This window comes from Tateyamaria sp. GN1-10, from assembly GCF_055693845.1.
Genome location: NZ_JBVFUR010000004.1, coordinates 296,703 through 318,794 on the forward strand (window position 1 = coordinate 296,703; position 22,092 = coordinate 318,794).

Below are 22,092 nucleotides of genomic sequence, written 5' to 3' on the forward strand. Positions count from 1 at the left end.
GTGTCCGTTGCCAAAGTCGTCGCATCGGTAACTGTTGATTTTGTAACCGACAAGCCTCAGCGCAGCAGCGCCGACGACCAGGCCTCAAGAAACAGCTCTCGTTTCAGCCGGTCCAGATAGACCAACAACCCGGGATCAAGGCTGACCACATTCAATACCTGCGCATCCTCATTCCCGATGGAGGGCAACGGAAAACCGGGCCGATCCTGCGCCGACCAGGCGCCGGACGTCAGGTAAGACACCATTGCCTCTGCCGCGCCGCCCACATCCGTGCTGTCCAGCACCAGCGCCGTGCGCATCATCGTCGTGGCGAAATCCTCGGGCGTGATGATTGTGACCGTGTCCAGCGTCTCGGGTCGGGTCGGCGCGTAGCTTCCCAGCACATTATAGGCCACGAACAATTCACCCGAGGCCAAATCGTCGATCATATCGCCCGAACAACAATACAGCTGCGCATCCAGGTTCCCGAACACCTCCATCAGCCGCCAGAACGTCTCGGACGCGCGGGCATCCTGCGTCGCGAACAGGTAGCCCAGACCAGACAACCGCACGTCGTAGGTGCCAAGCCGCCCACGAAAATGCTCAGGGTCCGCGCGCAGTGCTTCGATCAACTCCTGCCGCGTGCTGGGCAGTGGGCGCCCCTTGAACGCTGCGCGGTTCAGTACCACGGTTGCGGGCTCCAAGGTGAAGCCAAACACACTTTGCCGCCACTGCGACCCGCCCTGTTGCGCCAAGCCGGGCAAGCGGCGCGCCAGCCCGTCATTCGCCAGCTTCAATTGCAAATCCATGGCGCTCGAGATCACCACGTCAAAGCAATCGCCACACTCGGCAATCAGCGTCACGATATCTGCCGACCCAGCCACAGCATAATCCACCGAGACTGATGGATTGCGCGCGATGAATCCCTCTAAAATCGGCGCGAAAATGTCAGTGTCGGTGCTCGACAACACGCGCAATGTCACACCGTCCTCTCCATGGAACATCTGGCGGTCTTCCAGCTCTGCTGCGACAAGCACACCCGCCCAAAGGCACAGGATCACAGATACAAAGTTGCGCATGCCCCACCCTCATCCAAGTTCGCCAGTCCCAGCCGCCCGCCATGGGCTTCGGCCACATCCTGCGCGATGGTCAGACCCAAACCAGAACCCACCGTATCGCCCGCATTCGCACCGCGCTGAAAACGCTGCGACAGCTCCGCCATCTGCTCGGCAGGAAACCCGCCACCTTCGTCACACACAACAACGGCGACCGGATCGCGCTGCACCTCGATCCGCACCACCCCTTCGGGCGGGGAATACTTCAGCGCGTTGTCAATCAGGTTGCGCACCGCATTCTGGATCAGAATCGGATCACCCTGCACCTCGACCGGTCCCTCGGCAATCAGCACCAATTCCAGATCCTTCATCTCGGCCACGGGCGTCAGCCGGTCCACCAGCTCCCGACAGATGCCGACCAGATCAATCTGCCTCCGCTCCAACTGGTCCCCGCGAAAAGTGACCATGGCATGATCTAAGAGCTGCCCCGCCGCCCGGCTGCTCTCGTCAATTGCACGGATCATGGACCGCAATGCGGCGCGGTTCTCGTCCTTGTCCACACGCATCAATGTCGCCTCGGCATGGGTGCGCACGGTCGCCAAGGAGTCCGCACCCGGTGCGCGGCCTCTGCAATGAATGTCTCGGATTGGGTCAGCGAATGGCTCAGCCGGGTCATCAGCGAATTCAGCGACGTGACTAAGGGCGACAACTCGGTCGGCACCGGGCGCACCACAGGGCGCAAATCACGGGGACCCCGCCGCGCCACAGCTTCAGCCATCTGGCTCAGAGGGCGCACCGTCGACCGCGAAGTCCACAACGCCATGCCCGCCGCCAAGACAAAAAAAGCACCGCCAAACAACGCTGCATTCACCGAAATCGCCCAAAGCGTCCCGGCCAGACTGTCGCGCGTCTGGGCCACGCTCACGGTCAGCAACACGGGCGCAGGACCCGCAGGCAAAGCACGGGTCAACGTTGCACGCCGCACCTCTGCCCCACCAAACGCTTGCGTCTGAAAATCCAGCCCCACCGCGGGATCAAAAGGACCCTCCGCCAACCCGTCATACCCGGTCAGCAACGCATCCCCCTGATGTACGGCATAAAACACACGGTCATCGGCCGCCGTATCCAACATGGCAAAGGCGGCATAGGGGACATCCACTTCGATCTCCCCATCGCGCACCACCGCCGCATCCATCAAAGACGTCAAAGACGCCTCAAGAATCCGATCCTGACTTTGCTGCGCGATCTGCTGGGCATAGGTGCGCACAACAAGGAAAAACAGAACAGCCAACAGCGTGGCGCCCCCAATCAGGGTCCAGGTCAGCCGCCGCCGCAAGGATGTCGCGCTACGCCTCATCCAACCGATACCCCAAACCCCGATGCGTCGAAATGGTCAGGCTCGATGGCTCCAGATGCTTGCGCAACCGTCCCACATAAACCTCGATCGCGTTCTCGGTTACCGTCCCGTCATAGGAAAACAACCGATCCACCAGCTTGTCCTTGGAAAAGATCTGGCCGGGCGCGTTCATAAACAGCTCCAGTAAACGCAGTTCGCGATTGCGAAGGGTCACATTCTGCCCCCCAATGGTCAAAACGGACGCCACCGGATCAAGGGCGGCATTGCCCCGGCGAATGACAGTCTGCGCTGACCCCGTGCGACGGCGCAGAACGGCGCGGCAGCGGGCCTGCAATTCGGCGTGGTCAAAGGGCTTGGTCAGGTAGTCATCGGCCCCAAGGTCCAGCATGCTCACGCGGTCCGACACTTCGGATCGCGCGGTCAGGACAATGACAGGCGTGTCATCCTCTTGCGCGCGGTGACGCTCCAGAAACACGCGACCGTCGCCGTCGGGCAGCATAATATCCAGCAGGATCAGATCGTACTCTCCGACACGCAAAAAGTCTGATCCCTCGGACAATGTCCCTGCATGGTCAATCACGTGACCATCCAGGCGCATCCGGGTACAAAGTGCACCCGCCAGTTCTGCATTGTCCTCAATCAGCAGGTATTTCATCCAATCCGCCCAGAACTGCGCCGCCATGACAGGTTTATGTCAGGTTCGCATGTTTTCAGGGCAGCATTCGCGTGAAAACGCGTGAAGTCAAATGGGAGGACATCATGAAAACGTTCCAGATGGGCCGCAGGGCCCTGCTTGGCGCAGCTATGGCATTTGGCCTGGGCGGCGCAGCAATTGCAGACGGCCACCAGGTCGTTGACAGCATCCACTTCCTGATCCCCGGCGGCGCCGGTGGTGGTTGGGACGGCACTGCCCGCGGCACAGGCGAGGCGCTGACCGGCGCAGGCCTTGTGGGCACCGCATCCTTTGAAAACATGTCGGGCGGCGGCGGCGGCAAAGCCATCGGTTACCTGATCGAAAACGCGGAAAGCAACCACGGCACGCTGATGGTCAACTCGACCCCTATCGTGATCCGCTCGCTGACGGGCGTGTTCCCGCACAACTTCCGTGACCTGACGCTCGTTGCAGGCACCATTGGTGACTACGCTGCGATGGTCGTGGGCAAAGACAGCCCCATCAATTCGATGGAAGAATTGCTGGCAGCCTATGACGCAGATCCGAACAGCACGGCCATCGGCGGTGGCTCGGTTCCCGGCGGCATGGACCACCTGGTTGCAGCCATGGTGATGGAAGCCGCGGGCAAGGATGCGCTGGGCGTGAAGTACATCCCCTACGATGCGGGTGGCAAAGCCATGGCGGCGCTGCTGTCGGGCGAAATCGCGGCGCTCTCCACCGGCTTCTCCGAAGCGGTTGATCTGGCCAACGCGGGTGAGGTCAAAATCATCGGCGTGACAGCACCCGAGCGTGTGGACGCGGCCCCGGATGCCATGACCATGAAGGAACAAGGGATCGACACCGAGTTCGTGAACTGGCGTGGGTTCTTCGGTGCCCCCGGCCTGCCCGAAGACAAGGTGGCGATGTACCAGGACGCACTGACCAAGATGTATGACACCCCCGAATGGGAAACCGTGCGCGCGCGCAACGGCTGGGTCAACATTCACAACAACGGGGACGAGTTCAAAGCGTTCCTCGAAGATCAGGAACAGGTCATCGGTGATCTGATGAAGAAGCTCGGCTTCCTCTGATCTGAAGCGACTTTGGTGCGGAGCGAACACGCTCCGCACCTGCCCTTTGCGGTGGCTAAACCGTTAAAATTAAGTAAAATTAACCCTTTTCTTCAATGAAATCAGAGTTGTCCCCGCGGGGACAGATCAATCGGGGGGATATCATGGCACTGGATCGCTGGATCGGACTGATCCTTTTGGGCATTTTCGCCGCTTACGGCTACGCAGCGTGGTTCACGATGGACGGCAGCCTTGCCCCCTTCATGCAGCGCAATCCCATCTGGCCCTCAACCTTCCCCAAGGTGCTCTCGATCTTGGGTATACTCGTCGGGCTGATCATCGTGCTGGGCTTGGAAAAAGGCGACAAACCGCGCGAGGAAAACCCGTCCGTCATTGTCTATCGCCAGCTCAAGGAATTCAAACTCGGCCAGGCCGGTCTGCTCCTCGGTCTCATGGTCGCCTATGCCCTGCTGCTCCGGCCCGCCGGGTTCATCATCGCAACCGTCGGCTTTCTTGTTCTGGGTTCCGTCATTCTTGGCGAACGTCGCTGGATCGCGATGATCGTGACCGCGGGCCTTGCCACCGGCATCGTCTGGTATCTGGTGCAGGTGGTGCTTGGCATCTTCCTGCGCCCCCTACCCGCATTCATGGGGATCTAAGATCATGCTCGAAGGTATCCTGATCGGCCTGCAAACGGCCTTCTCCATCCAGAACCTGCTGATGGTCATCGGCGGCTGCCTGATCGGCACGTTCATCGGCATGCTCCCGGGCCTTGGCCCGATGTCGATCATCGCCATCATGATCCCGGTCGCCATCTCTTTGGGCGATCCGTCGGCCGCGCTTATCCTGCTGGCGGGTGTCTACTACGGCGCCATTTTCGGCGGCTCGACGTCCTCCATCCTGCTCAACGCGCCGGGGGTTGCAGGCACCGTCGCAACCAGCTTCGATGGCTACCCAATGGCCCGCGACGGCAAGGCGGGCAAGGCACTGACCATCGCCGCCATCGCATCCTTCTGCGGCGGCTCAATCGGGGCGATCCTGCTGATGATCTTTGCACCGATGCTGTCGTCGGTCGCGCTCCTGTTCCACTCCGCCGAATACTTCGCGTTGATGGTCGTCGGCCTGTCGGCCATCGCCGCCTTCGCGGGTACGGGTCAGGTCGCCAAAGCGATCATGATGACCCTGCTGGGTCTTATCATGGCAACCGTGGGTGAAGGCGCGCTGTTCAACATGCCACGCTTCACCATGGGGCTGATGGACCTGCAATCCGGCTTTGCCTTCATCACCCTTGCCATGGCGATGTTCGCCTTGCCCGAGGCGCTTTACCTGGTCATGGACCCCGCTCGTTCCAAAGGCGGTCAGTCCGGCGACATCAAGGATCTTCGAATCACACGGGACGAAGCCAGGTCGATCGCCCCAGTCATCGGTCGTCAGTCCCTGCAGGGCTTCTTCATCGGCGTGCTGCCGGGGGCCGGGGCGACCATCGCGTCCTTCCTGGGCTACGCGGTCGAACGCAACATCGCACCCGAGAAGGAAAAACAGGAATTCGGCAAAGGATCCATCAAGGGCCTCGCCGCCCCCGAGACGGCGAACAATGCCGCGTGCACTGGGTCGTTCGTGCCGCTCCTGACGCTCGGCATCCCCGGTTCCGGCACCACCGCCATCTTGCTAGGTGCATTGATCGCGCTGAACGTCACACCCGGCCCACGCCTGATGGTGGACGATCCGCAGATTTTCTGGGCTGTCATCATCTCGATGTATATCGGCAACCTCGTCCTGCTGATCCTGAACCTGCCGCTGATCCCCTACATTGCAAAAATCCTCGCAGTGCCGCGCAACTTCCTGATCCCCTTCATCCTCTTCTTCACGCTGATGGGGGCGTATATCGGGCAGAACAACGCGACCGAACTTCTGTTGCTTGTTGGCTTTGGCATCTGCGCAACCATCCTGCGGTTCGCCGACTACCCCCTGGCCCCGCTGCTGATCGGTTTCATCCTCGGCGGAATGCTTGAGGACAACTTCTCTCGCTCGATGCAGTTGTATGATGGCGTCAGCTTTGTCTGGGAACGACCCATGACGCTGGGCCTGCTGGTCATTGCAGCGCTTCTGGTGATCCTTCCCAGCTACCGCGCCCGGCGTGCCCGTCTGCGGGCGTCCGGGATCGCTGATGGGGACTGAGTCCGAAGGTGGTGGGCAGATTGCCCACCCTACGCCTTTGTCCGGGATCCGGGTCCTTGACCTGACCAACGTTCTGGCGGGACCGTTCTGTTGCCACCAACTGGCCCACATGGGCGCTGAAGTGATCAAGGTCGAGGCCCCCGGACGTGGGGACCTCGCCCGGCAGCTGGGTGCTGATACCGAGCTGAATGCCAGGGGCATGGGCGTGTCTTTCCTGGCCCAGAACGCCGGGAAAAAGTCGGTTACAGTGAACTTCAAGCATCCCGATGGGAAGGCTCTGTTCTTGCGGTTGGTCGAGACAGCGGATGCCTTGGTCGAGAACTTTCGCCCCGGTGTAATGGACCGTCTGGGGCTTGGGTATGAGGCGCTGAAGGAGCACAAGCCGGACCTGATTTACTGTGCCATATCCGGGTTTGGTCAGGACGGCCCTTGGGTAGATCGCCCCGCCTATGACCAGATCGTGCAGGGTGTATCCGGCGTCATGTCAATCACCGGCGATCACGACAGCGCACCCCTGCGCGTGGGCTATCCGGTGGCGGATACGGTGGGCGGTATGACGGCGGCCTTTGCCGTTGCATCTGCGCTCAATGCCCGTCCCCGCGGGGCGTTCATCGACTGTTCAATGTTGGAGAGTGTTTTGGCGACCATGGGATGGGTGGTGTCCAACCATATGATTGCTGGGGTAGAGCCGAGCGCGAACGGGAACGAGAACCCGACCTCTGCTCCGTCAGGGGCCTTTCAGACTGGCAACGGATTGATCAACATCGCGGCCAACAAGGATGAGCAGTGGGTGTTGCTGACAGATTTCCTTGGTTTGTATGACCTGCGCGACCGGGCCGAATACAACACACGAGAAGATCGAAAACGGAACCGTATGGCGCTGCGCACAGAGATTGAGGCGGCGCTGATGGAGTGGACCGCAGCTGACCTTGCCCAAGCGTTAAACGCAATCGGTGTTCCGGCCGGCGCGGTGATGTCGGTGCCTGAAGTGCTGGCCCATCCCCAAATCGCGGACCGTGGGTTGATGTCGCGATATCCGAACGTGCCCGGTGTTGGGCGCGATATCGAGGTGGTGAATACAGGGGTCAAGCTGGACGGCGCGCCATTGACGGTACCTACGCCGCCGCCACAGCTTGGGGAACATGCGCACGAGATTTGGCGCGCGCTGGGTCTGAGCGACCATGAAGTTGCAGACCTGACTGACAAGGGGGCGATATGAGTGACATTTCGGATTGGTGGTCCACCGACATCATCGACATGGCACCCGGTCAGATCCGGCTGCGCGGACATCCGATTGAGGACCTGATTGGCGCGGTGAGCTTTCCGCAAATGATTTGGCTGATGACCCGCGGTGACATGCCGTCCGAGCCTGAGGCGAAACTGTTCGAAGCGGCTCTGGTCGCCGCCGTCGATCATGGGCCGCAAGCACCATCGATTGCTGCCGCGCGGATGGCGGTGACATGCGGTTTGAGCCTGAACGGGGCGATGGCCTCTGCCATAAACATGCTGGACGACGTGCATGGCGGGGCGGGCGAGCAAGCGGTAGACCTGTACCATCGGATTGAAGCCAGTAGTGCCGAGATGGGCACGGTTCTGGATGCTTGGCGTGCAGAGCATGGTCGCTTTATTCCCGGTTTTGGGCATCGGTTTCACAAGCCGGTCGATCCCCGCGCACCAAGGCTTTTAGCACTGGTTGATGAGGCCAGAACACACGGTACCGTATCTGGAAAAGTTGCTGCGGTGGCACGCAGCATCGAAGCAGCCCTTGCCGCGGAAAAGGGCAAGCCTGTCCCGATGAATATTGACGGGGCAACGGCGGTAATCTTTGCCGAATTGGGCTTTCCTGCGCCGCTTGCGCGCGGGCTGTTTTGCTTGTCCCGGAGTGTTGGTATTTTGTCCCATGCGTGGGAGCAGCATCAACAGGGCGGCCGCAACAAGGGACCAACCCCGCCGGGTTACCGCTGGACCTATACCGGCCCCAATCCCATCGAAGATTAACGACCCATCCAGCCGCCATCGACCAGCATGACGTGGCCGTGCATATAGGCCGACGCATCAGAGGCGAGGAAGACGGCAGGGCCTTTGAAGTCTTCGGGCTTGCCCCAGCGACCTGCCGGGATACGCTCAAGTATGGATTTGGAGCGTACCGGGTCATTGCGCAGCGCTTCGGTGTTGTCGGTGTCGATGTAGCCCGGCGCAATGGCGTTCACGTTCACGCCCTTGCCCGCCCATTCATTGGCGAAGGCCATGGTCAGCTGCCCGATTCCGCCCTTGGAGGCCGCATAGCCAGGCACCGTGATCCCGCCCTGGAAGGTGAGCAGAGAGGCGGTGAAGATGACCTTGCCTGAGCCCCGTTCGACCATTTTCTTGCCCACCTCGCGTGTGAGGATGAATTGAGCGTTCAGGTTCACCTCAATCACTTTGTCCCACATGTCGTCGGGATGGTCAGCGGCAGGGGTGCGCAGAATGGTGCCGGCGTTGTTGATCAGGATATCGATCTGGGGGTGGTCCTGCAGCACTTGGGCGGCGAAAGATTTGACCGCCGAGCGGTCCGAGAAATCGCAGGCGTATGGTGTGAACTTGCGCCCCATCGCTTCGACGGATTTCTGCACGTCCGAGCCGGGGGCAAGTGTCGCACTGACACCGATGATGTCGGCCCCGGCTTCAGCCAGTGCCTCGGCCATGCCGCGCCCGATGCCGCGTTTTGCGCCTGTTACGAGGGCGGTTTTGCCGGTCAGGTCGAAGGAGTTGCGAACGTTCATTGCAGCCCCTCCGTGACCCGGATCATGGATTTCATGGCATTGGGGTTTTCGGTGAGCGTTTTGAACGCGCCTTCGATGTCGTCCAGCCCCTGGATGTCGGTGATGAAGGCGTCGCAGTCGACGACGCCTTTGGCGAGTAGGTCCATGGCCTGGTCGTAATCCTCGGGTCGGTAGACGCGGGCGCCGATCAGGTCGAGCTCGCGCCAGAAGAACTGGAACATGTCGATCTGCGGTTTGGTGGCGTGGATTGCGACCATGACGATACGCCCCCGTGTAGCGGCGGCCGCGGTCATCAGATCGACTCCGGGTTGGCTGCCGGACACTTCGAACACCACGTCAGCCCCTTTGCCACCCGTCGCCTCGTGCATGGCCTTGGCAACATCGGTGGTTTTAGGGTCCATCGTTGTGAACCCGATCTTTTGCGCGAAGGCGAGGCGGTTATCGTTGATTTCGGCCACTGTGACATTGGCACCCGCATCGCGCGCGGCCATGGCGACCAGCATGCCGATGGGACCGCCGCCGATGACCAGCACGTCTTCGCCCGGTTGGACCTTGCCGCGGTTCACGTCGTGGACAGCGACGGCAAGCGGTTCGATCAGGGCGGCGTGGGCGAGGTTCAGATCGTCTGGCAGAACGTGGACCGTGTGCGCCGGGACGTTCCATTTCTGCTGGAAGGCCCCATCGCTGTCGATGCCGATGAATTTGAGGTTGTGGCAGATGTGCTGGTGACCTGCGTTACAGGCCGGGCAGTCGCCGCAATGATCAAGCGGGCGAACGACGATAGGCTGGCCGGGTTCGAACCCGTCGGCGCCTTCCCCGACAGCAGAGACAACGCCGGACATCTCGTGCCCGATGGTCCGCTCAAAGCCAACGCGTGCATCCATATGGCCGAGGTAGATATGAAGGTCGGTGCCGCAGATTCCGCAATATGCGACGTCGATCTGTACCCGGCCCGGGCCGGGTGCAGGTGTCTCCACCGCCTCAACAGAAAAGCGTTTGTCGCCACGGTAAAAGGCCGCCTGATGCGTCATGTTTGGTGTCCTCTCTCCCTGTTCGCGCGACTTTGGACCGGATTGAAACACGCGATCAAGGGCACGGACGAATTTCGTGAAACCGGAATCTCAGGACTTGGAGAACAGGGCCTTGGCGGCGTCCACAATCCCGTCGGCGGAAGGCAGCGTCGCGGCGTAGGCAGGGCCGGTGGCGATAAAGCAATCTTCGGCCGTGACGCGGGCGAAATTGGTGATGCCAGCCTCGGAAAAGAGCGCCATGAGTGCTTCGGATTGGCTGCCCGTGCGACGGCATTCATCAACGATCAGGGTCGCGCCACACATCTTGGCCTGTTCGATCAGCGCCGCTTCTGGAAGGGGCGCGAGCCAGCGCATGTCGATGACACGGGTGTTTATGCCGCTTGAGCGCAATCGTTCAGCCGCTTGTTCAGACAGGTAGCGCCCATTGCCATAGGTCACGATGGCAAGATCGGCGCCGTCGCCGCTAACCCCAACTTCGCCCAGCGCGATCCGATCGCCGGGGGCCGGATAGGTCGACATCCAGCCCTTGTCGCCCTCGGCGTGCAGGTCGCGCATAGGGTACAGGGCGATGGGTTCGACAAAAACCACGACGCGCTGTTCCTCGCGCGCAAGGCGGACTGCTTCGCGCAGCATCTTGGCAGCGTCATCGCCGCGCGACGGACAGGCGATGATGAGGCCGGGGATGTCACGCAGAACCGCCAAGGAATTGTCGTTGTGGAAATGCCCGCCGAACCCGCGTTGGTAGCCAAGGCCCGCGATGCGCAGGACCATGGGATTGGTGTATTGGCCGTTCGAAAAGAAGGGGAGCGTGGCGGCTTCGCCTCGTAGCTGATCCTCGGCGTTGTGGAGGTAGGCGAGGAACTGAATTTCGGGGATCGGGACAAAGCCATTGTGGGCCATGCCGATGGCGAGGCCGAGGATGGATTGTTCGTCAAGCAGGGTGTCGATGACGCGGTGCGGGCCGAAGCGGGCTTGCAGCTTTTGCGTAGCACCATAGACGCCGCCCTTTTTACCTATGTCCTCACCCGCCATGACGACTTCCGGATGTTCGAGCATCATGTCGGTGAGCGCCCAAGAGATGAGTTTGCTCATCACCTGTGGGTCTTCGCTGCTGCGCAGATCGGTGCCGAAGACCTGAGCGCGTTGTTCGAGAGAGGGTCCGTTTGTGGTCGCGCATGTGCGCGCTGGGGGGATCAGGCTGGCGCTGACATCTGCGGCGGTTTGCAAGCGAGACTGTTTGGTGGCCTTTGCGGCGAGGTTGTCGCACTCGGCCCCGATCTGTTCGTAAAGCGCGAGTGCCTCCTGTGGCGCGGCGGCACCACTGTCGCGGAGCAGGCGCGCGGAGTGGAGGAGCGGGTCGTTGCCCTCGTCAGCTTCGATGTCGGCCTTGGCACGATACGTGGCTTCGACGTCGGAACCGGCGTGGCCATACAGTCGGACGGTGCGCATATGCAGGAACGCGGGTCGTTTTTGGTGTCGAACGTAGGCGGCGGCCTCGGCCGCAATTCGTGTGGTTTCAGCCACGTTCAAGCCATCGCAAGAGAAGTACTTGAGACCCGGCTTGGCCGAGAAATTGGCAGCAATCCAACCGGATGGTGTTGAGGTCGAGATGCCGATGCCATTGTCCTCGCACACGAACAGCAGGGGCAGAGGCGCGTTCTGAAAACTGGTCCAGCACGCCGTGTTGATCGCCCCCTGCGCCGTGGAATGGTTGGCTGAGGCATCACCAAAAGAACACATGACAAGGCTGTCGTCGGGTAGGTGTGCATGTTCAGGACGCTGCCGTTTGGCAAGGCCGATGGAGTAGGCAGCCCCAACCGCCTTGGGCAAGTGGCTGGCAATAGTCGAGGTCTGCGGTGGGATATTCAACGCTCTGGACCCAAGCACCTTGTGGCGGCCACCGGACATCGGATCCTCGGCAGAGGCCGCAAAGCTGAGTAAGATGTCCCATGCGGGATCCTGGTCAGGCACCTGACCGGCGCGCGCGATCTGGAACGCGGCATCGCGGTAGTGCAGGAACGCCATGTCGGTGGGACGCAACGCATGCGCAACGCCCGCCATTCCTTCGTGCCCGCTTGAGCCAATGGTGTAGTACCCCTGCCCTGCCTTTTGCATCGCACGGCTGGTGCGGTCGAGTTGGCGGGACATGCATTGCGCGCGGTAGAGGGTCAGAAGCGTTTCGGCACCCATGTCGCCCGCACCGCTGCCGCTTGGCAGGTCGTTGGCTTTGAGCCGCCGGTGGAAGTTGTCGTGAACGATGGCAGCGCGATCCATAGGGTGATCCGATGTGGTTGAGGTCGATGCCCGCATAGAACAGCGCACATGCGGAATGGTCCAGTGGCCGCGAGAAAGCGTTACGAAATTTCGGTCACTACACATACAAGTGTAACATTTATCATTGATCGGAATCGCCGCACGCTCTATTTTCAGAACAGGAGGAGTTTCATGGACGCATGGATTTGTGATGCGCAGCGCACGCCCATTGGGCGGTACGGCGGTGCTTTGTCCGGCGTTCGCGCCGATGATTTGGCCGCGGCTCCTATCGCGGCGCTGATGGCGCGCAATCCAGATTTCGACTGGGCCAGTATCGATGATGTGATCATGGGCTGTGCCAATCAGGCGGGTGAGGATAATCGCAACGTGGCCCGGATGGCCGCATTATTGGCGGGTTTGCCTGTGGATGTGCCGGGCATCACGGTGAACCGTTTGTGTGCCTCGGGCATGGATGCGGTAGGGATTGCGGCGCGTGGGATCAAGGCGGGCGACATGGATGTGGTTATCGCTGGCGGGCTCGAGAGCATGAGCCGTGCGCCCTTTGTGATGCCTAAGGCCGAAGCGGCCTTTTCGCGCGCCAATCAGGTTTATGACACGACCATCGGGTGGCGGTTCGTGAACCCGAAGATGAAGGCAGAGTATGGAATCGATTCCATGCCGCAGACTGCCGACAACGTAGCTGCCGATTGGCAGGTCGAGCGTGAGGCGCAGGATGCCTTTGCCGCGCGGTCGCAGACGCGGTGGGCAGCCGCGCATCAAACGGGAGCCTTTGCGGACGAGATTGCGCCGGTGACCATCCCGCAGCGCAAAGGCGACCCGCTTGTTGTCGATACGGATGAGCACCCGCGTCCCGGCACGTCTGTCGAGAAGCTGGCGGGGTTGCGTGGCATCAATGGTCCAGAGATGACTGTGACAGCAGGCAATGCGTCGGGCGTAAATGACGGTGCGGCGGCGATGCTGATCGCCTCGACCGAGGCTGCTGAGGCGCAGGGACTGACGCCCATGGCGCGTATTGTCGGGATGTGTGCTGCCGGAGTTGAACCGCGCGTGATGGGCATTGGGCCGGTGCCGGCGTCCGAGAAAGTGCTGAAGCGCGCAGGACTGACCGTCGATCAGATGGATGTGATTGAATTGAATGAGGCATTTGCCTCGCAGGGCTTGGCGACGCTGCGCAGCCTTGGTGTGGCGGATGATGATCCTCGGGTGAACGCGCAGGGGGGTGCCATTGCGATTGGGCATCCTTTGGGGATGTCGGGTGCACGGTTGGTGATGACCGCCGCCTATCAACTGAAACGGACCGGTGGCCGCTATGCGCTGTGCACGATGTGTGTGGGCGTGGGGCAGGGCGTTGCCATGATACTCGAAAGGGCTTGAGACGATGTATGCACAGATGATCAAATCCGAAGCGACGCAGGACGATCCCGAAAAGCTGACCACCTTTCAGGCGCGCATAGATGCGGGCGATAAGATCGAGCCAAAGGACTGGATGCCTGCGGGTTATCGTAAGACGCTGATCCGTCAGATCGGGCAGCACGCGCATTCCGAGATTGTTGGTCAGCTGCCCGAGGGCAACTGGATCACCCGCGCACCCACGCTGGAGCGCAAGGCGATCTTGCTGGCCAAGGTGCAGGATGAGGCGGGGCACGGCCTGTACCTGTACTGCGCGGCCGAGACGCTGGGTGTGAGCCGCGATGAGTTGACCGAAATGCTGTTGGATGGGCGGATGAAGTACTCCTCCATCTTCTCGTACCCGACCCTGACATGGGCGGATATGGGGGCTGTGGGCTGGCTGGTTGATGGTGCTGCGATCATGAATCAGGTGCCACTGCAGCGGACATCCTACGGCCCTTACGCCCGGTCGATGGTGCGTATCTGCAAGGAGGAATCGTTCCATCAGCGCCAAGGCTTTGACATCATGATGAAGATGGCGAACGGGACCGATGCGCAGAAGCGCATGGCGCAGGATGCATTGAACCGGTTCTGGTACCCGTCGCTGATGATGTTTGGGCCATCGGATAAGGAATCCGTGCATTCCGAGCAGTCGATGGCGTGGAAGATCAAGATGAATTCCAACGACGAACTGCGTCAGAAATTTGTGGATCAGACGGTGCCGCAGGCAGAGTATCTGGGGCTGACGGTCCCGGATGAGACGCTGGCCTGGAACGAAGAGAAGGGCGGCTATGATTTTGCCGAACCGGATTGGTCCGAGTTCTTTGACGTGCTGAAGGGCAACGGCCCCTGTTCGGTCGAACGGATCGAAGCGCGCCAGAAGGCGTGGGATGACGGCGCTTGGGTGCGCGAGGCGCGGTTGGCACATGCGGCCAAGAAGCAGGCAGCGAAGGTGGCGGCGGAATGAAACTGGCTCAACTCAATGTGGGGTATGCTCGCTATCCAACAGAAGATCCGCGCATGGCGGAGTTCATGGACAATCTGGACCGCATGAACGCGATGGCGGAACGCAGCCCCGGCTTTGTCTGGCGGATGCAGTCAGGCAGCGGTAACGCCACCGACATCTCAGTACCGGGTGATCCCGAGATGATTGCCAATCTGTCCGTCTGGGACGATGTGCCCAGCCTTGGGCACTATGTGTTCAACACGCTGCACGCGCGTTTCTATGAAAAGGGCACGAACTGGTTTGTGCCGATGAAAACACCGCATTTCGTGATGTGGCACGTGCCCGATGGGGACATCCCAACGCTGACCGAAGCGATGGAACAGCTGCGTCACCTGGTCGTACACGGCTCGACCGAACAAGCCTTTGGCTGGGATGCGGTTGATTCATCAGCATGGCGCCGGTGTGCCATGGCAGCGGGGTGACGCGATGAAACAGGAATGGCCCCTTTGGGAAGTCTTTATCCGCGGGCAGCATGGGCTGTCACACCGCCATGTCGGCTCACTTCATGCCACTGATGCCGAACACGCGATCCAGAATGCGCGCGACGTCTATACCCGCCGCAAGGAAGGCGTGAGTATTTGGGTTGTGCCCGCGGTGGATATCACCGCCTCGTCCCCGGACGACAAGGGCTCGCTCTACGACCCGGCGGATGACAAGGTGTATCGCCACCCGACCTTCTTTGACATTCCAGACGATGTGGGGGCGATGTGAGCGTTCCCGGCCTGATCCGCATGGGCGACAACACGTTGGTTCTGGGACAGCGGGTGTCGGAATGGTGTGGTCATGCCCCCGCGCTTGAAGAAGACATTGCACTGGCCAACACGGCATTGGACCTGATCGGACAGACGCAACTTTGGCTCGGCCTGGCCGCCGAGCGTGAGGGTCAGGGGCGCACCGCCGACACGCTCGCTTATCACCGCGACGCATGGGACTTCCGCAACCTGCTGTTGGTCGAACAGCCAAACCGGGATTTCGGCGTGACGATGATGCGGCAATTTCTATTTGATAGCTGGCATTTGGAAGCGCTGACCGTGCTGGCAGAACATGAAGATGCCGAGATCAGCGCGATTGCGCAGAAGTCGGTGAAAGAGGTCACATACCATCGCGAAAGGTCCGGCGACATGATCATCGCTCTGGGTGACGGAACCGAAGAAAGCCATGCGCGGATGCAATCGGCCCTTGATCGGCTTTGGCCTTACGTGGGCGAAATGTTCACCACCGATGATGACGACCTGATCGATATGGCGGCGCTACGCTCTGCCTTTGATGCGTATGTGGGGGATATGCTCGCCGAGGCGACGTTGACCAGACCCGAAAGCGACTTCGCCCATCTCGGTGGCAAAACGGGCGCGCGACATACCGAACATCTGGGGCATATGCTGGCCACCATGCAAGTGCTGCCCCGCAGTTACCCGGATGCGACATGGTAACGACCCGCCCCTCGGTACAGGATGTCTGGACATGGCTGGCCGACGTGCCGGACCCGGAAATCCCTGTCATCTCCCTTGTCGATTTGGGGATCATACGCGTTGTGCAATGGCAGGGTGATACGCTGGAAGTGACCGTGACGCCGACCTATTCCGGTTGTCCAGCGACCAGCATCATCAATATCGAGATTGAGGCTGCACTGCGCGCCAACGGGATCGAAAAACTGTCTCTAAAAAGGCAGATTGCACCGCCTTGGACCACCGACTGGATGAGCGATGCGGGCAAGGCCAAGCTGGAGAACTATGGTATTGCACCGCCGCAACCGGCAGGTGGGCCCGAAAGATGCCCGCACTGCCAATCCACACATGTGGAAAAGATCAGCCAGTTCGGGTCGACCCCTTGCAAAGCGCAATGGCGCTGCACGGACTGCCTGGAACCCTTTGACTACTTCAAATGCATATGAACCAGTTTCACCCCCTGACCGTGACCGATATTCACCACACGATCCGCGATGCGGTGGTGTTGACACTCGAACCAAAGGACCCGGAGGTTTTCCGGTTCATTCCGGGTCAGTACCTGACCTTCAAACACGACTTTGACGGGACCGAGCTGCGCCGCAATTATTCGATCTGTGCAGGGCTGGACGAGGGCCATCTGCAGGTGGGTGTCAAGCGCGTGGATGGTGGCGCTTTTTCCACCTACGCCAACACGGAACTGCAGGTCGGCGATACGCTGCATGCAATGTCGCCCATGGGCAACTTTCACACAGAAATAGAGCCTAACAGAGGCAAATCTTATCTTGGCTTTGCCGGTGGATCTGGAATTACACCCGTTCTGTCGATCCTGAAAACCGTACTTGCCCGCGAACCTGACAGCACCTTCACCCTGATCTATGCCAACCGGGCCGTACACACGATCATGTTCCGCGAACAGCTGGAGGACCTCAAGAACCGCTACATGGGTCGCTTCACCCTGATTCATGTGCTGGAAACCGGGCAGGACATCGATCTGTTTTCCGGCCGTGTGGATCAGGAGAAATGCGCAGCACTGTTCAAATCCTGGATCAATGTGGATGGCGTCGATACCGCGTTCATCTGCGGGCCCGAACCGATGATGTTGGCGATTTCCGAGGCGCTTGAGGCGCACGGGTTGTCCAAGGACCAGATCAAGTTTGAATTGTTTGGCGCCGGGCAGCAGGGGCGCTTGGCAAAACAAGCGTTGAGCGCACGGGCAGAGGGTGCGGCTGACACCCACTTGAAGATCACGCTGGACGGAACCTCCTATCACATGGAAATGCCCAAGGATTCGTCCGTGTTAGAGACTGTTTTGGCAAATTCACTGGACGCGCCGTTCGCCTGTAGGGCAGGCGTCTGTTCGACCTGCAAGGCCAAGGTGACCGAGGGCGAATACGAGATGCTGACCAATCACGCGCTTGAGGATTACGAGGTCGAGGCAGGTTTTGTCCTGACCTGCCAGTGCTATCCCATCAGCGACACGCTGAGCATCGACTACGATCAACACTAGGGGGGCATCATGCGCCAGGTTCATTCTTTCGCCGCCGGTGCATGGGTGCCGCCCGGGTCCGGCGCCCGGTCAATTGCCAGCGCCATCACGGGGGACGTGATTGCCGAGGCCGGGAACGACGGTTTGGACGTGCAGGGCATGCGCGCCTATGCGCGAGACATAGGCGGCCCGGCGCTGCGCGCGATGACCTTTCATGACCGTGCACGGATACTCAAGGCACTGGCCCTGCATCTGCGCGAACATCGTCAGGTGCTGTATGATCTGAGCTTTGACACGGGTGCCACGCAGGCCGATCACCTGATCGACGTGGATGGTGGCATTGGCACGATGCTGGTCTTTGCTTCTAAGGGGCGGCGCGAGATGCCGGATACGCAAGTGTATCTGGATGGCACGCCAGAGCAGTTGGGACGGTCGGGCCAGTTTCATGGGCAGCATATCTGCACTCCGTTGCAGGGCGTTGCGCTGCACATCAATGCGTTCAACTTCCCCGTTTGGGGGATGCTTGAAAAGGTCGCGCCGACTCTGTTGGCGGGTGTGCCCGCCATTGTGAAGCCCGCTACGGCAACGTCCTATGTGACCGAGGCGTGTGTGCGTTTGATGATGGACAGTGGCCTGCTGCCCGAGGGTGCATTGCAGCTGGTTTCGGGCGGCATTGGCGGTCTCCTGGATCATCTGGATTGTCAGGATGTGGTGACATTTACCGGGTCCGCCGATACGGCGCGCGTACTACGCAGTAACGCCAACCTTTTGAGCAACGCGGTCCGGTTCACGGCTGAACAGGACAGTTTGAATGCGTCGATCCTTGGCCCGGATGCGGGTCCGGGGACGCCTGAATTCGATCTGTTCATAAAGGAAGTGCAGCGCGAGATGACGGCGAAGGCGGGGCAGAAATGCACCGCTATTCGCCGGATCATGGTGCCGGGCGCGCAAGTGCAGGCAGTGATCGACGCGATTGCTGAACGGCTGGGCAAGGTTACCATCGGCGACCCCCGGGATAAGGCCACGAAGATGGGTGCGCTTGTCTCAAGCGCGCAGAAGATCGACGTGCTGGAGAAGGCGATCGAGATCGGGGCGGAGGCCGAACATGTGTTCGGCGATCCCGAGGCCTTCGCAATGGCAGACAGTCGCGGCGCATTCCTGCCGCCCATGCTGTTTCACTGCGCACACCCCGACGCGGCACAGGCCGTGCATGATGTGGAAGCCTTTGGCCCCGTGTCGACCGTCATGCCGTATCGAGATGTTGCCCATGCAGCCGAGTTGTTGAACCGAGGCAAGGGATCGCTGGTGGCGTCCGTCATCACTCACGACAGAGATGTTGCGCGCGAGATCACGATGGCCTCGGCTGCGTTCCACGGGCGGCTCTATTTCAACAACCGTGACAGCATGTCAGAGGCAACGGGACACGGCGCGCCGCTGCCGCACATGGTGCATGGCGGTCCAGGACGGGCTGGCGGCGGCGAAGAACTGGGCGGTATCCGCGCCGTCAAACACTACATGCAGCGGACGGCGGTCCAAGGCAGCCCTGACATCCTGACGGCAATCGGGCAGCGCTGGGTGCCGGGTGCAATCGAAACCTCTGACAAACCACATCCCTTCACGCGGCCCTTTGGCGAACTCGCACTCGGTGACACCTTCAACAGCCTGTCGCGCGAGGTGACGCTGGATGATATCGAGACCTTCGCCCATTTCACCGGCGACACGTTCTATGCCCATATGGACGACGACGCGGCCAAGGCGAATCCATTCTTCCCCGGTCGGGTGGCGCATGGTTATCTGCTGCTCAGCTTTGCTGCCGGGTTGTTTGTGCAGCCTGATCCGGGACCGGTCCTGGCCAATACCGGGCTTGATAGCTTACGCTTCATGAAACCGGTCGAAGCGGGCGACAGCATCAAGGTGCGACTGACGGTCAAGGCCAAGACACCGCGCAACGACGAATATGGAGAGGTGCGCTGGCACGTGACCCTCACCAACCAAGATGACGAGGCGGTTGCCGAATACGAACTGTTGACGATGAATGCCTACTGACACCTATTCCCAAGCCATAAGCAGCCTGAGTGATCTGGGGCCCATGCGCGTTTGGTCCTTGTTAGTGACCGTTTTTGGTGATCTGGCACCGGATCGACCGCTTGAAGGCCCCACTTTGTCGGCCATCATGGCCGAAATCGGGATCAAGCCGGAAGCCTCCCGTGTTGCCTTGCATAGACTACGAAGCGATGGGTGGGTCGGGTCAGAGAAGCTGGGCCGGACCAGCCTGCACAGCCTGACGCCGAAGGGGCAGAGTGACAGTGATGCCGCCCGGGGGCGCATCTATGGTCAACCGCAGGACGCCGAGGCTGTCTTGATCCTGACCGGTGCTCCGGTCGAGCTTGACCCGACCCAATTCGCGCAAGTCGCACCGCGCGTGTTTCTTTGCGGACCGTCAGCCGCAATTCCCGCAGATGCCATGCAACTGGCGCCGCAATCCTTGCCGACATGGTTGGGTGCGCAAATCGAGACTGAAGCGATGCGCGATGCGTACAAATCGCTTCACGCCGTACTAACCGACATCAAGGAAGAGCTTGAAGACGAGTTGAGCGCTTTGCAAACGGCGGTCCTCAGGGTTTTGATCGTACATGCGTGGCGGCGACTGACATTGAAGCATCCCGACCTGCCACGCGCGGCGCATTCATCGGACTGGCGTGGGCATGACTGCCGCGCACTGGTATCACACCTGCTTATGCGTTTCCCAAGGCCCGACCTGGATGCAATCAAAGCCGCCTAAACCACGCTTCCCCATCGGGATAACGCGCGTTATAGCGGGCACATGACAAACCACCTGCATATTTCCGACCTGCCTGACGATCTGGATCTTGGGCCGGTTGTCGCCATCGACTGTGAAACCATGGGCTTGAACCCGCACCGCGACCGGCTGTGCGTCGTGCAATTGTCGGGCGGTGATGGCAACGCGCATATCGTGCAGATCAAGCTGGGCCAGACCGAGGCACCAAACCTGTGCCGCCTATTGGAAGACCCAAAGGTGCTGAAACTGTTCCATTTTGGCCGCTTCGATATTGCCGCCATGCTCAATGCCTTTGGCGCTGTCACGGCCCCTGTTTATTGCACCAAGATCGCAAGCCGCCTGATCCGCACTTACACGGACCGGCATGGGTTGAAGAACCTTTTGCAGGAAATGTTGGGTATCGACATATCGAAACAGCAGCAGTCCAGTGACTGGGGCGCAAACACGCTGACCGATGCGCAACTGGAATACGCCGCATCTGATGTTTTGTACCTACACAAGCTGCGCGACGTTCTGAATGAACGGCTGGTGCGTGAAGGGCGGATGGAGATGGCGCAAGCCTGCTTCGACTTCCTGCCTATGCGAGCACGCCTGGATCTGGCGGGCTGGCCTGACACGGACATTTTTGCGCACTCATGACCAGCAAGACCCCCTTCATCGACACGGCCAAGCGCGTCATCCGCACCGAAGCCGAGGCACTGACCATCATGGCGGACCGGCTCGATGGCAGCTTTCGCGCGGCGATTGACCTGCTCTTGAATGCCAATGGTCGAGTCATTGTCACGGGGATCGGCAAATCTGGCCATATCGCGCGCAAAATTGCGGCGACGCTTGCCAGCACGGGCACGCCAGCGCAATTCGTGCACCCGGCTGAAGCAAGCCATGGCGATCTTGGCATGGTCACGCGATCAGACGTGGTGCTTGCCATTTCCAATTCGGGCGAAGCGCCGGAACTGGCGAACATGATCGCCTTTTCACGCCGCTTCGAAATCCCGCTGATCGGAATTACCAAAGCGCCCAAGAGCGCTTTGGGTCGCGCCTGCGACGCGGTCCTGCAATTACCCGATCTCGGCGAAGCCTGCGGCACCGGTGTGGTTCCAACAACCTCGACCACGTTGACCCTTGCAATGGGTGATGCCCTTGCCGTGGCATTGATGGAGCATCGGGAGTTTACGGAAGAGCATTTCCGCGAGTTCCACCCAGGCGGCAAGCTTGGGGCCAAGCTGAGCCGCGTGAGCGACCTAATGCATACTGGTGCCGCGATGCCATTGGTCGGCAAAGACACTCCGATGGCAGATGCTCTGATTGAAATCAGCAAGAAAAGCCTCGGGGTCGTGGGCGTAACCGCAAATGACGGAACACTAGCGGGTATCATCACTGACGGTGACCTGCGGCGGCACATGGACGGGCTGTTGTCCTTGACAGCAGCCGATGTGATGACCACCTCCCCCACAACGATTGACGTTGCCGCACTCGCTGAAGAGGCGGTGGCAGTGATGAATGCGCGCAAGATCACATGCGTGTTTGCCGAGGACGCGAAGACCCCAGGCAAGCCGCAGGGGATTCTGCATATCCACGACTGTTTGCGCGTGGGATTGGGTTAAGGGA

At 60.5% G+C, this 22,092-nt stretch carries 23 protein-coding genes; 16 read left to right on the plus strand and 7 right to left on the minus strand.

All coding sequences use genetic code 11. From position 1 onward, the window contains the following. Positions 1-56 precede the first annotated feature (56 nt). Genes ACZ1HN_RS03310 through ACZ1HN_RS03325 form a run of 4 tightly spaced genes read right to left on the minus strand, consistent with a single transcriptional unit; the run spans position 57 to position 3,046 of the window. Positions 57-1,058 carry an ABC transporter substrate-binding protein gene (locus ACZ1HN_RS03310; protein ID WP_472726478.1) on the minus strand — a complete coding sequence of 334 codons (1,002 nt, stop codon included), beginning with the start codon at positions 1,056-1,058 and terminating at the stop codon, positions 57-59. Continuing rightward, on the minus strand, positions 1,037-1,627 hold the full coding sequence (locus ACZ1HN_RS03315; protein WP_472729268.1) for a sensor histidine kinase: 591 nt from the start codon (positions 1,625-1,627) through the stop codon (positions 1,037-1,039). Before ACZ1HN_RS03315 ends, ACZ1HN_RS03310 begins: the two co-directional genes overlap by 22 nt. After that, positions 1,600-2,391, minus strand: coding sequence for a sensor histidine kinase N-terminal domain-containing protein (locus ACZ1HN_RS03320; RefSeq protein WP_472726479.1), 792 nt, complete (start codon positions 2,389-2,391; stop codon positions 1,600-1,602). The genes ACZ1HN_RS03315 and ACZ1HN_RS03320 overlap by 28 nt, the downstream gene beginning before the upstream one ends. Continuing rightward, on the minus strand, positions 2,381-3,046 hold the full coding sequence (locus tag ACZ1HN_RS03325) for a response regulator transcription factor (RefSeq protein WP_472729269.1): 666 nt from the start codon (positions 3,044-3,046) through the stop codon (positions 2,381-2,383). The genes ACZ1HN_RS03320 and ACZ1HN_RS03325 overlap by 11 nt, the downstream gene beginning before the upstream one ends. 104 nt (positions 3,047-3,150) lie before the next feature. On the opposite strand from ACZ1HN_RS03325, the gene ACZ1HN_RS03330 reads away from it, so the two are divergent. The 5 genes from ACZ1HN_RS03330 to ACZ1HN_RS03350 all read left to right on the plus strand — a co-directional run bounded on the left by ACZ1HN_RS03330 (position 3,151) and on the right by ACZ1HN_RS03350 (position 8,289). Beyond that, positions 3,151-4,134: a Bug family tripartite tricarboxylate transporter substrate binding protein gene (locus ACZ1HN_RS03330; RefSeq protein WP_299203074.1), complete on the plus strand. Its 984-nt coding sequence runs from the start codon at positions 3,151-3,153 to the stop codon at positions 4,132-4,134. 143 nt (positions 4,135-4,277) lie between these two features. Continuing rightward, positions 4,278-4,772, plus strand: a complete 495-nt coding sequence (locus tag ACZ1HN_RS03335) for a tripartite tricarboxylate transporter TctB family protein (protein WP_472726480.1) — start codon at positions 4,278-4,280, stop codon at positions 4,770-4,772. A 4-nt stretch (positions 4,773-4,776) separates the two neighbouring features. Then, positions 4,777-6,291 carry a tripartite tricarboxylate transporter permease gene (locus ACZ1HN_RS03340; RefSeq protein ID WP_472726481.1) on the plus strand — a complete coding sequence of 505 codons (1,515 nt, stop codon included), beginning with the start codon at positions 4,777-4,779 and terminating at the stop codon, positions 6,289-6,291. Then, positions 6,281-7,510: a CaiB/BaiF CoA transferase family protein gene (locus ACZ1HN_RS03345; RefSeq protein ID WP_472726482.1), complete on the plus strand. Its 1,230-nt coding sequence runs from the start codon at positions 6,281-6,283 to the stop codon at positions 7,508-7,510. Before ACZ1HN_RS03340 ends, ACZ1HN_RS03345 begins: the two co-directional genes overlap by 11 nt. Beyond that, positions 7,507-8,289 carry a citryl-CoA lyase gene (locus tag ACZ1HN_RS03350; RefSeq protein ID WP_472726483.1) on the plus strand — a complete coding sequence of 261 codons (783 nt, stop codon included), beginning with the start codon at positions 7,507-7,509 and terminating at the stop codon, positions 8,287-8,289. The genes ACZ1HN_RS03345 and ACZ1HN_RS03350 overlap by 4 nt, the downstream gene beginning before the upstream one ends. Here the strand turns inward: ACZ1HN_RS03350 and ACZ1HN_RS03355 are convergent. From ACZ1HN_RS03355 to ACZ1HN_RS03365, 3 genes are all read right to left on the minus strand, one after another. After that, on the minus strand, positions 8,286-9,053 hold the full coding sequence (locus ACZ1HN_RS03355) for an SDR family NAD(P)-dependent oxidoreductase (RefSeq protein ID WP_472726484.1): 768 nt from the start codon (positions 9,051-9,053) through the stop codon (positions 8,286-8,288). The two genes, ACZ1HN_RS03350 and ACZ1HN_RS03355, sit on opposite strands and share 4 nt — an antisense overlap. Continuing rightward, positions 9,050-10,084: a zinc-dependent alcohol dehydrogenase gene (locus ACZ1HN_RS03360; protein ID WP_472726485.1), complete on the minus strand. Its 1,035-nt coding sequence runs from the start codon at positions 10,082-10,084 to the stop codon at positions 9,050-9,052. Before ACZ1HN_RS03360 ends, ACZ1HN_RS03355 begins: the two co-directional genes overlap by 4 nt. Positions 10,085-10,174: 90 nt before the next feature. Continuing rightward, positions 10,175-12,358, minus strand: coding sequence for a dehydrogenase E1 component subunit alpha/beta (locus ACZ1HN_RS03365; protein WP_472726486.1), 2,184 nt, complete (start codon positions 12,356-12,358; stop codon positions 10,175-10,177). Positions 12,359-12,529: 171 nt separating this feature from the next. On the opposite strand from ACZ1HN_RS03365, the gene pcaF reads away from it, so the two are divergent. The 11 genes from pcaF to ACZ1HN_RS03420 are packed head-to-tail and all read left to right on the plus strand — an operon-like array spanning position 12,530 to position 22,088. Further along, positions 12,530-13,732, plus strand: a complete 1,203-nt coding sequence (gene pcaF / locus ACZ1HN_RS03370; protein WP_472726487.1) for a 3-oxoadipyl-CoA thiolase — start codon at positions 12,530-12,532, stop codon at positions 13,730-13,732. A gap of 4 nt (positions 13,733-13,736) precedes the next feature. After that, positions 13,737-14,714, plus strand: a complete 978-nt coding sequence (gene paaA, locus ACZ1HN_RS03375) for a 1,2-phenylacetyl-CoA epoxidase subunit PaaA (protein WP_472726488.1) — start codon at positions 13,737-13,739, stop codon at positions 14,712-14,714. Further along, positions 14,711-15,175, plus strand: a complete 465-nt coding sequence (locus tag ACZ1HN_RS03380; RefSeq protein ID WP_472726489.1) for a DUF3291 domain-containing protein — start codon at positions 14,711-14,713, stop codon at positions 15,173-15,175. The genes paaA and ACZ1HN_RS03380 overlap by 4 nt, the downstream gene beginning before the upstream one ends. A 4-nt stretch (positions 15,176-15,179) precedes the next feature. After that, positions 15,180-15,464 (plus strand): 1,2-phenylacetyl-CoA epoxidase subunit PaaB, encoded by a 285-nt coding sequence (gene paaB / locus ACZ1HN_RS03385; RefSeq protein ID WP_472726490.1) that lies wholly within the window; start codon positions 15,180-15,182, stop codon positions 15,462-15,464. A gap of 20 nt (positions 15,465-15,484) precedes the next feature. Beyond that, complete coding sequence (gene paaC, locus ACZ1HN_RS03390; protein ID WP_472729270.1) at positions 15,485-16,183, plus strand: 1,2-phenylacetyl-CoA epoxidase subunit PaaC; 699 nt, start codon at positions 15,485-15,487, stop codon at positions 16,181-16,183. Beyond that, a complete protein-coding gene (gene paaD / locus ACZ1HN_RS03395) occupies positions 16,177-16,644 on the plus strand; it encodes a 1,2-phenylacetyl-CoA epoxidase subunit PaaD (protein ID WP_472726491.1) in 468 nt (155 codons plus the stop codon). Before paaC ends, paaD begins: the two co-directional genes overlap by 7 nt. Continuing rightward, entirely contained in the window at positions 16,641-17,705 is a 1,065-nt protein-coding gene (locus tag ACZ1HN_RS03400; protein ID WP_472726492.1) for a 2Fe-2S iron-sulfur cluster-binding protein, read from the plus strand. The genes paaD and ACZ1HN_RS03400 overlap by 4 nt, the downstream gene beginning before the upstream one ends. Before the next feature lie 9 nt (positions 17,706-17,714). Continuing rightward, positions 17,715-19,730 carry a phenylacetic acid degradation bifunctional protein PaaZ gene (paaZ, locus tag ACZ1HN_RS03405; protein ID WP_472726493.1) on the plus strand — a complete coding sequence of 672 codons (2,016 nt, stop codon included), beginning with the start codon at positions 17,715-17,717 and terminating at the stop codon, positions 19,728-19,730. After that, complete coding sequence (locus tag ACZ1HN_RS03410; RefSeq protein ID WP_472726494.1) at positions 19,720-20,466, plus strand: PaaX family transcriptional regulator C-terminal domain-containing protein; 747 nt, start codon at positions 19,720-19,722, stop codon at positions 20,464-20,466. The genes paaZ and ACZ1HN_RS03410 overlap by 11 nt, the downstream gene beginning before the upstream one ends. A gap of 42 nt (positions 20,467-20,508) precedes the next feature. Then, positions 20,509-21,123: a ribonuclease D gene (locus ACZ1HN_RS03415; RefSeq protein WP_472726495.1), complete on the plus strand. Its 615-nt coding sequence runs from the start codon at positions 20,509-20,511 to the stop codon at positions 21,121-21,123. Next, positions 21,120-22,088 (plus strand): KpsF/GutQ family sugar-phosphate isomerase, encoded by a 969-nt coding sequence (locus ACZ1HN_RS03420; RefSeq protein WP_472726496.1) that lies wholly within the window; start codon positions 21,120-21,122, stop codon positions 22,086-22,088. Before ACZ1HN_RS03415 ends, ACZ1HN_RS03420 begins: the two co-directional genes overlap by 4 nt. Positions 22,089-22,092: the final 4 nt, after the last annotated feature.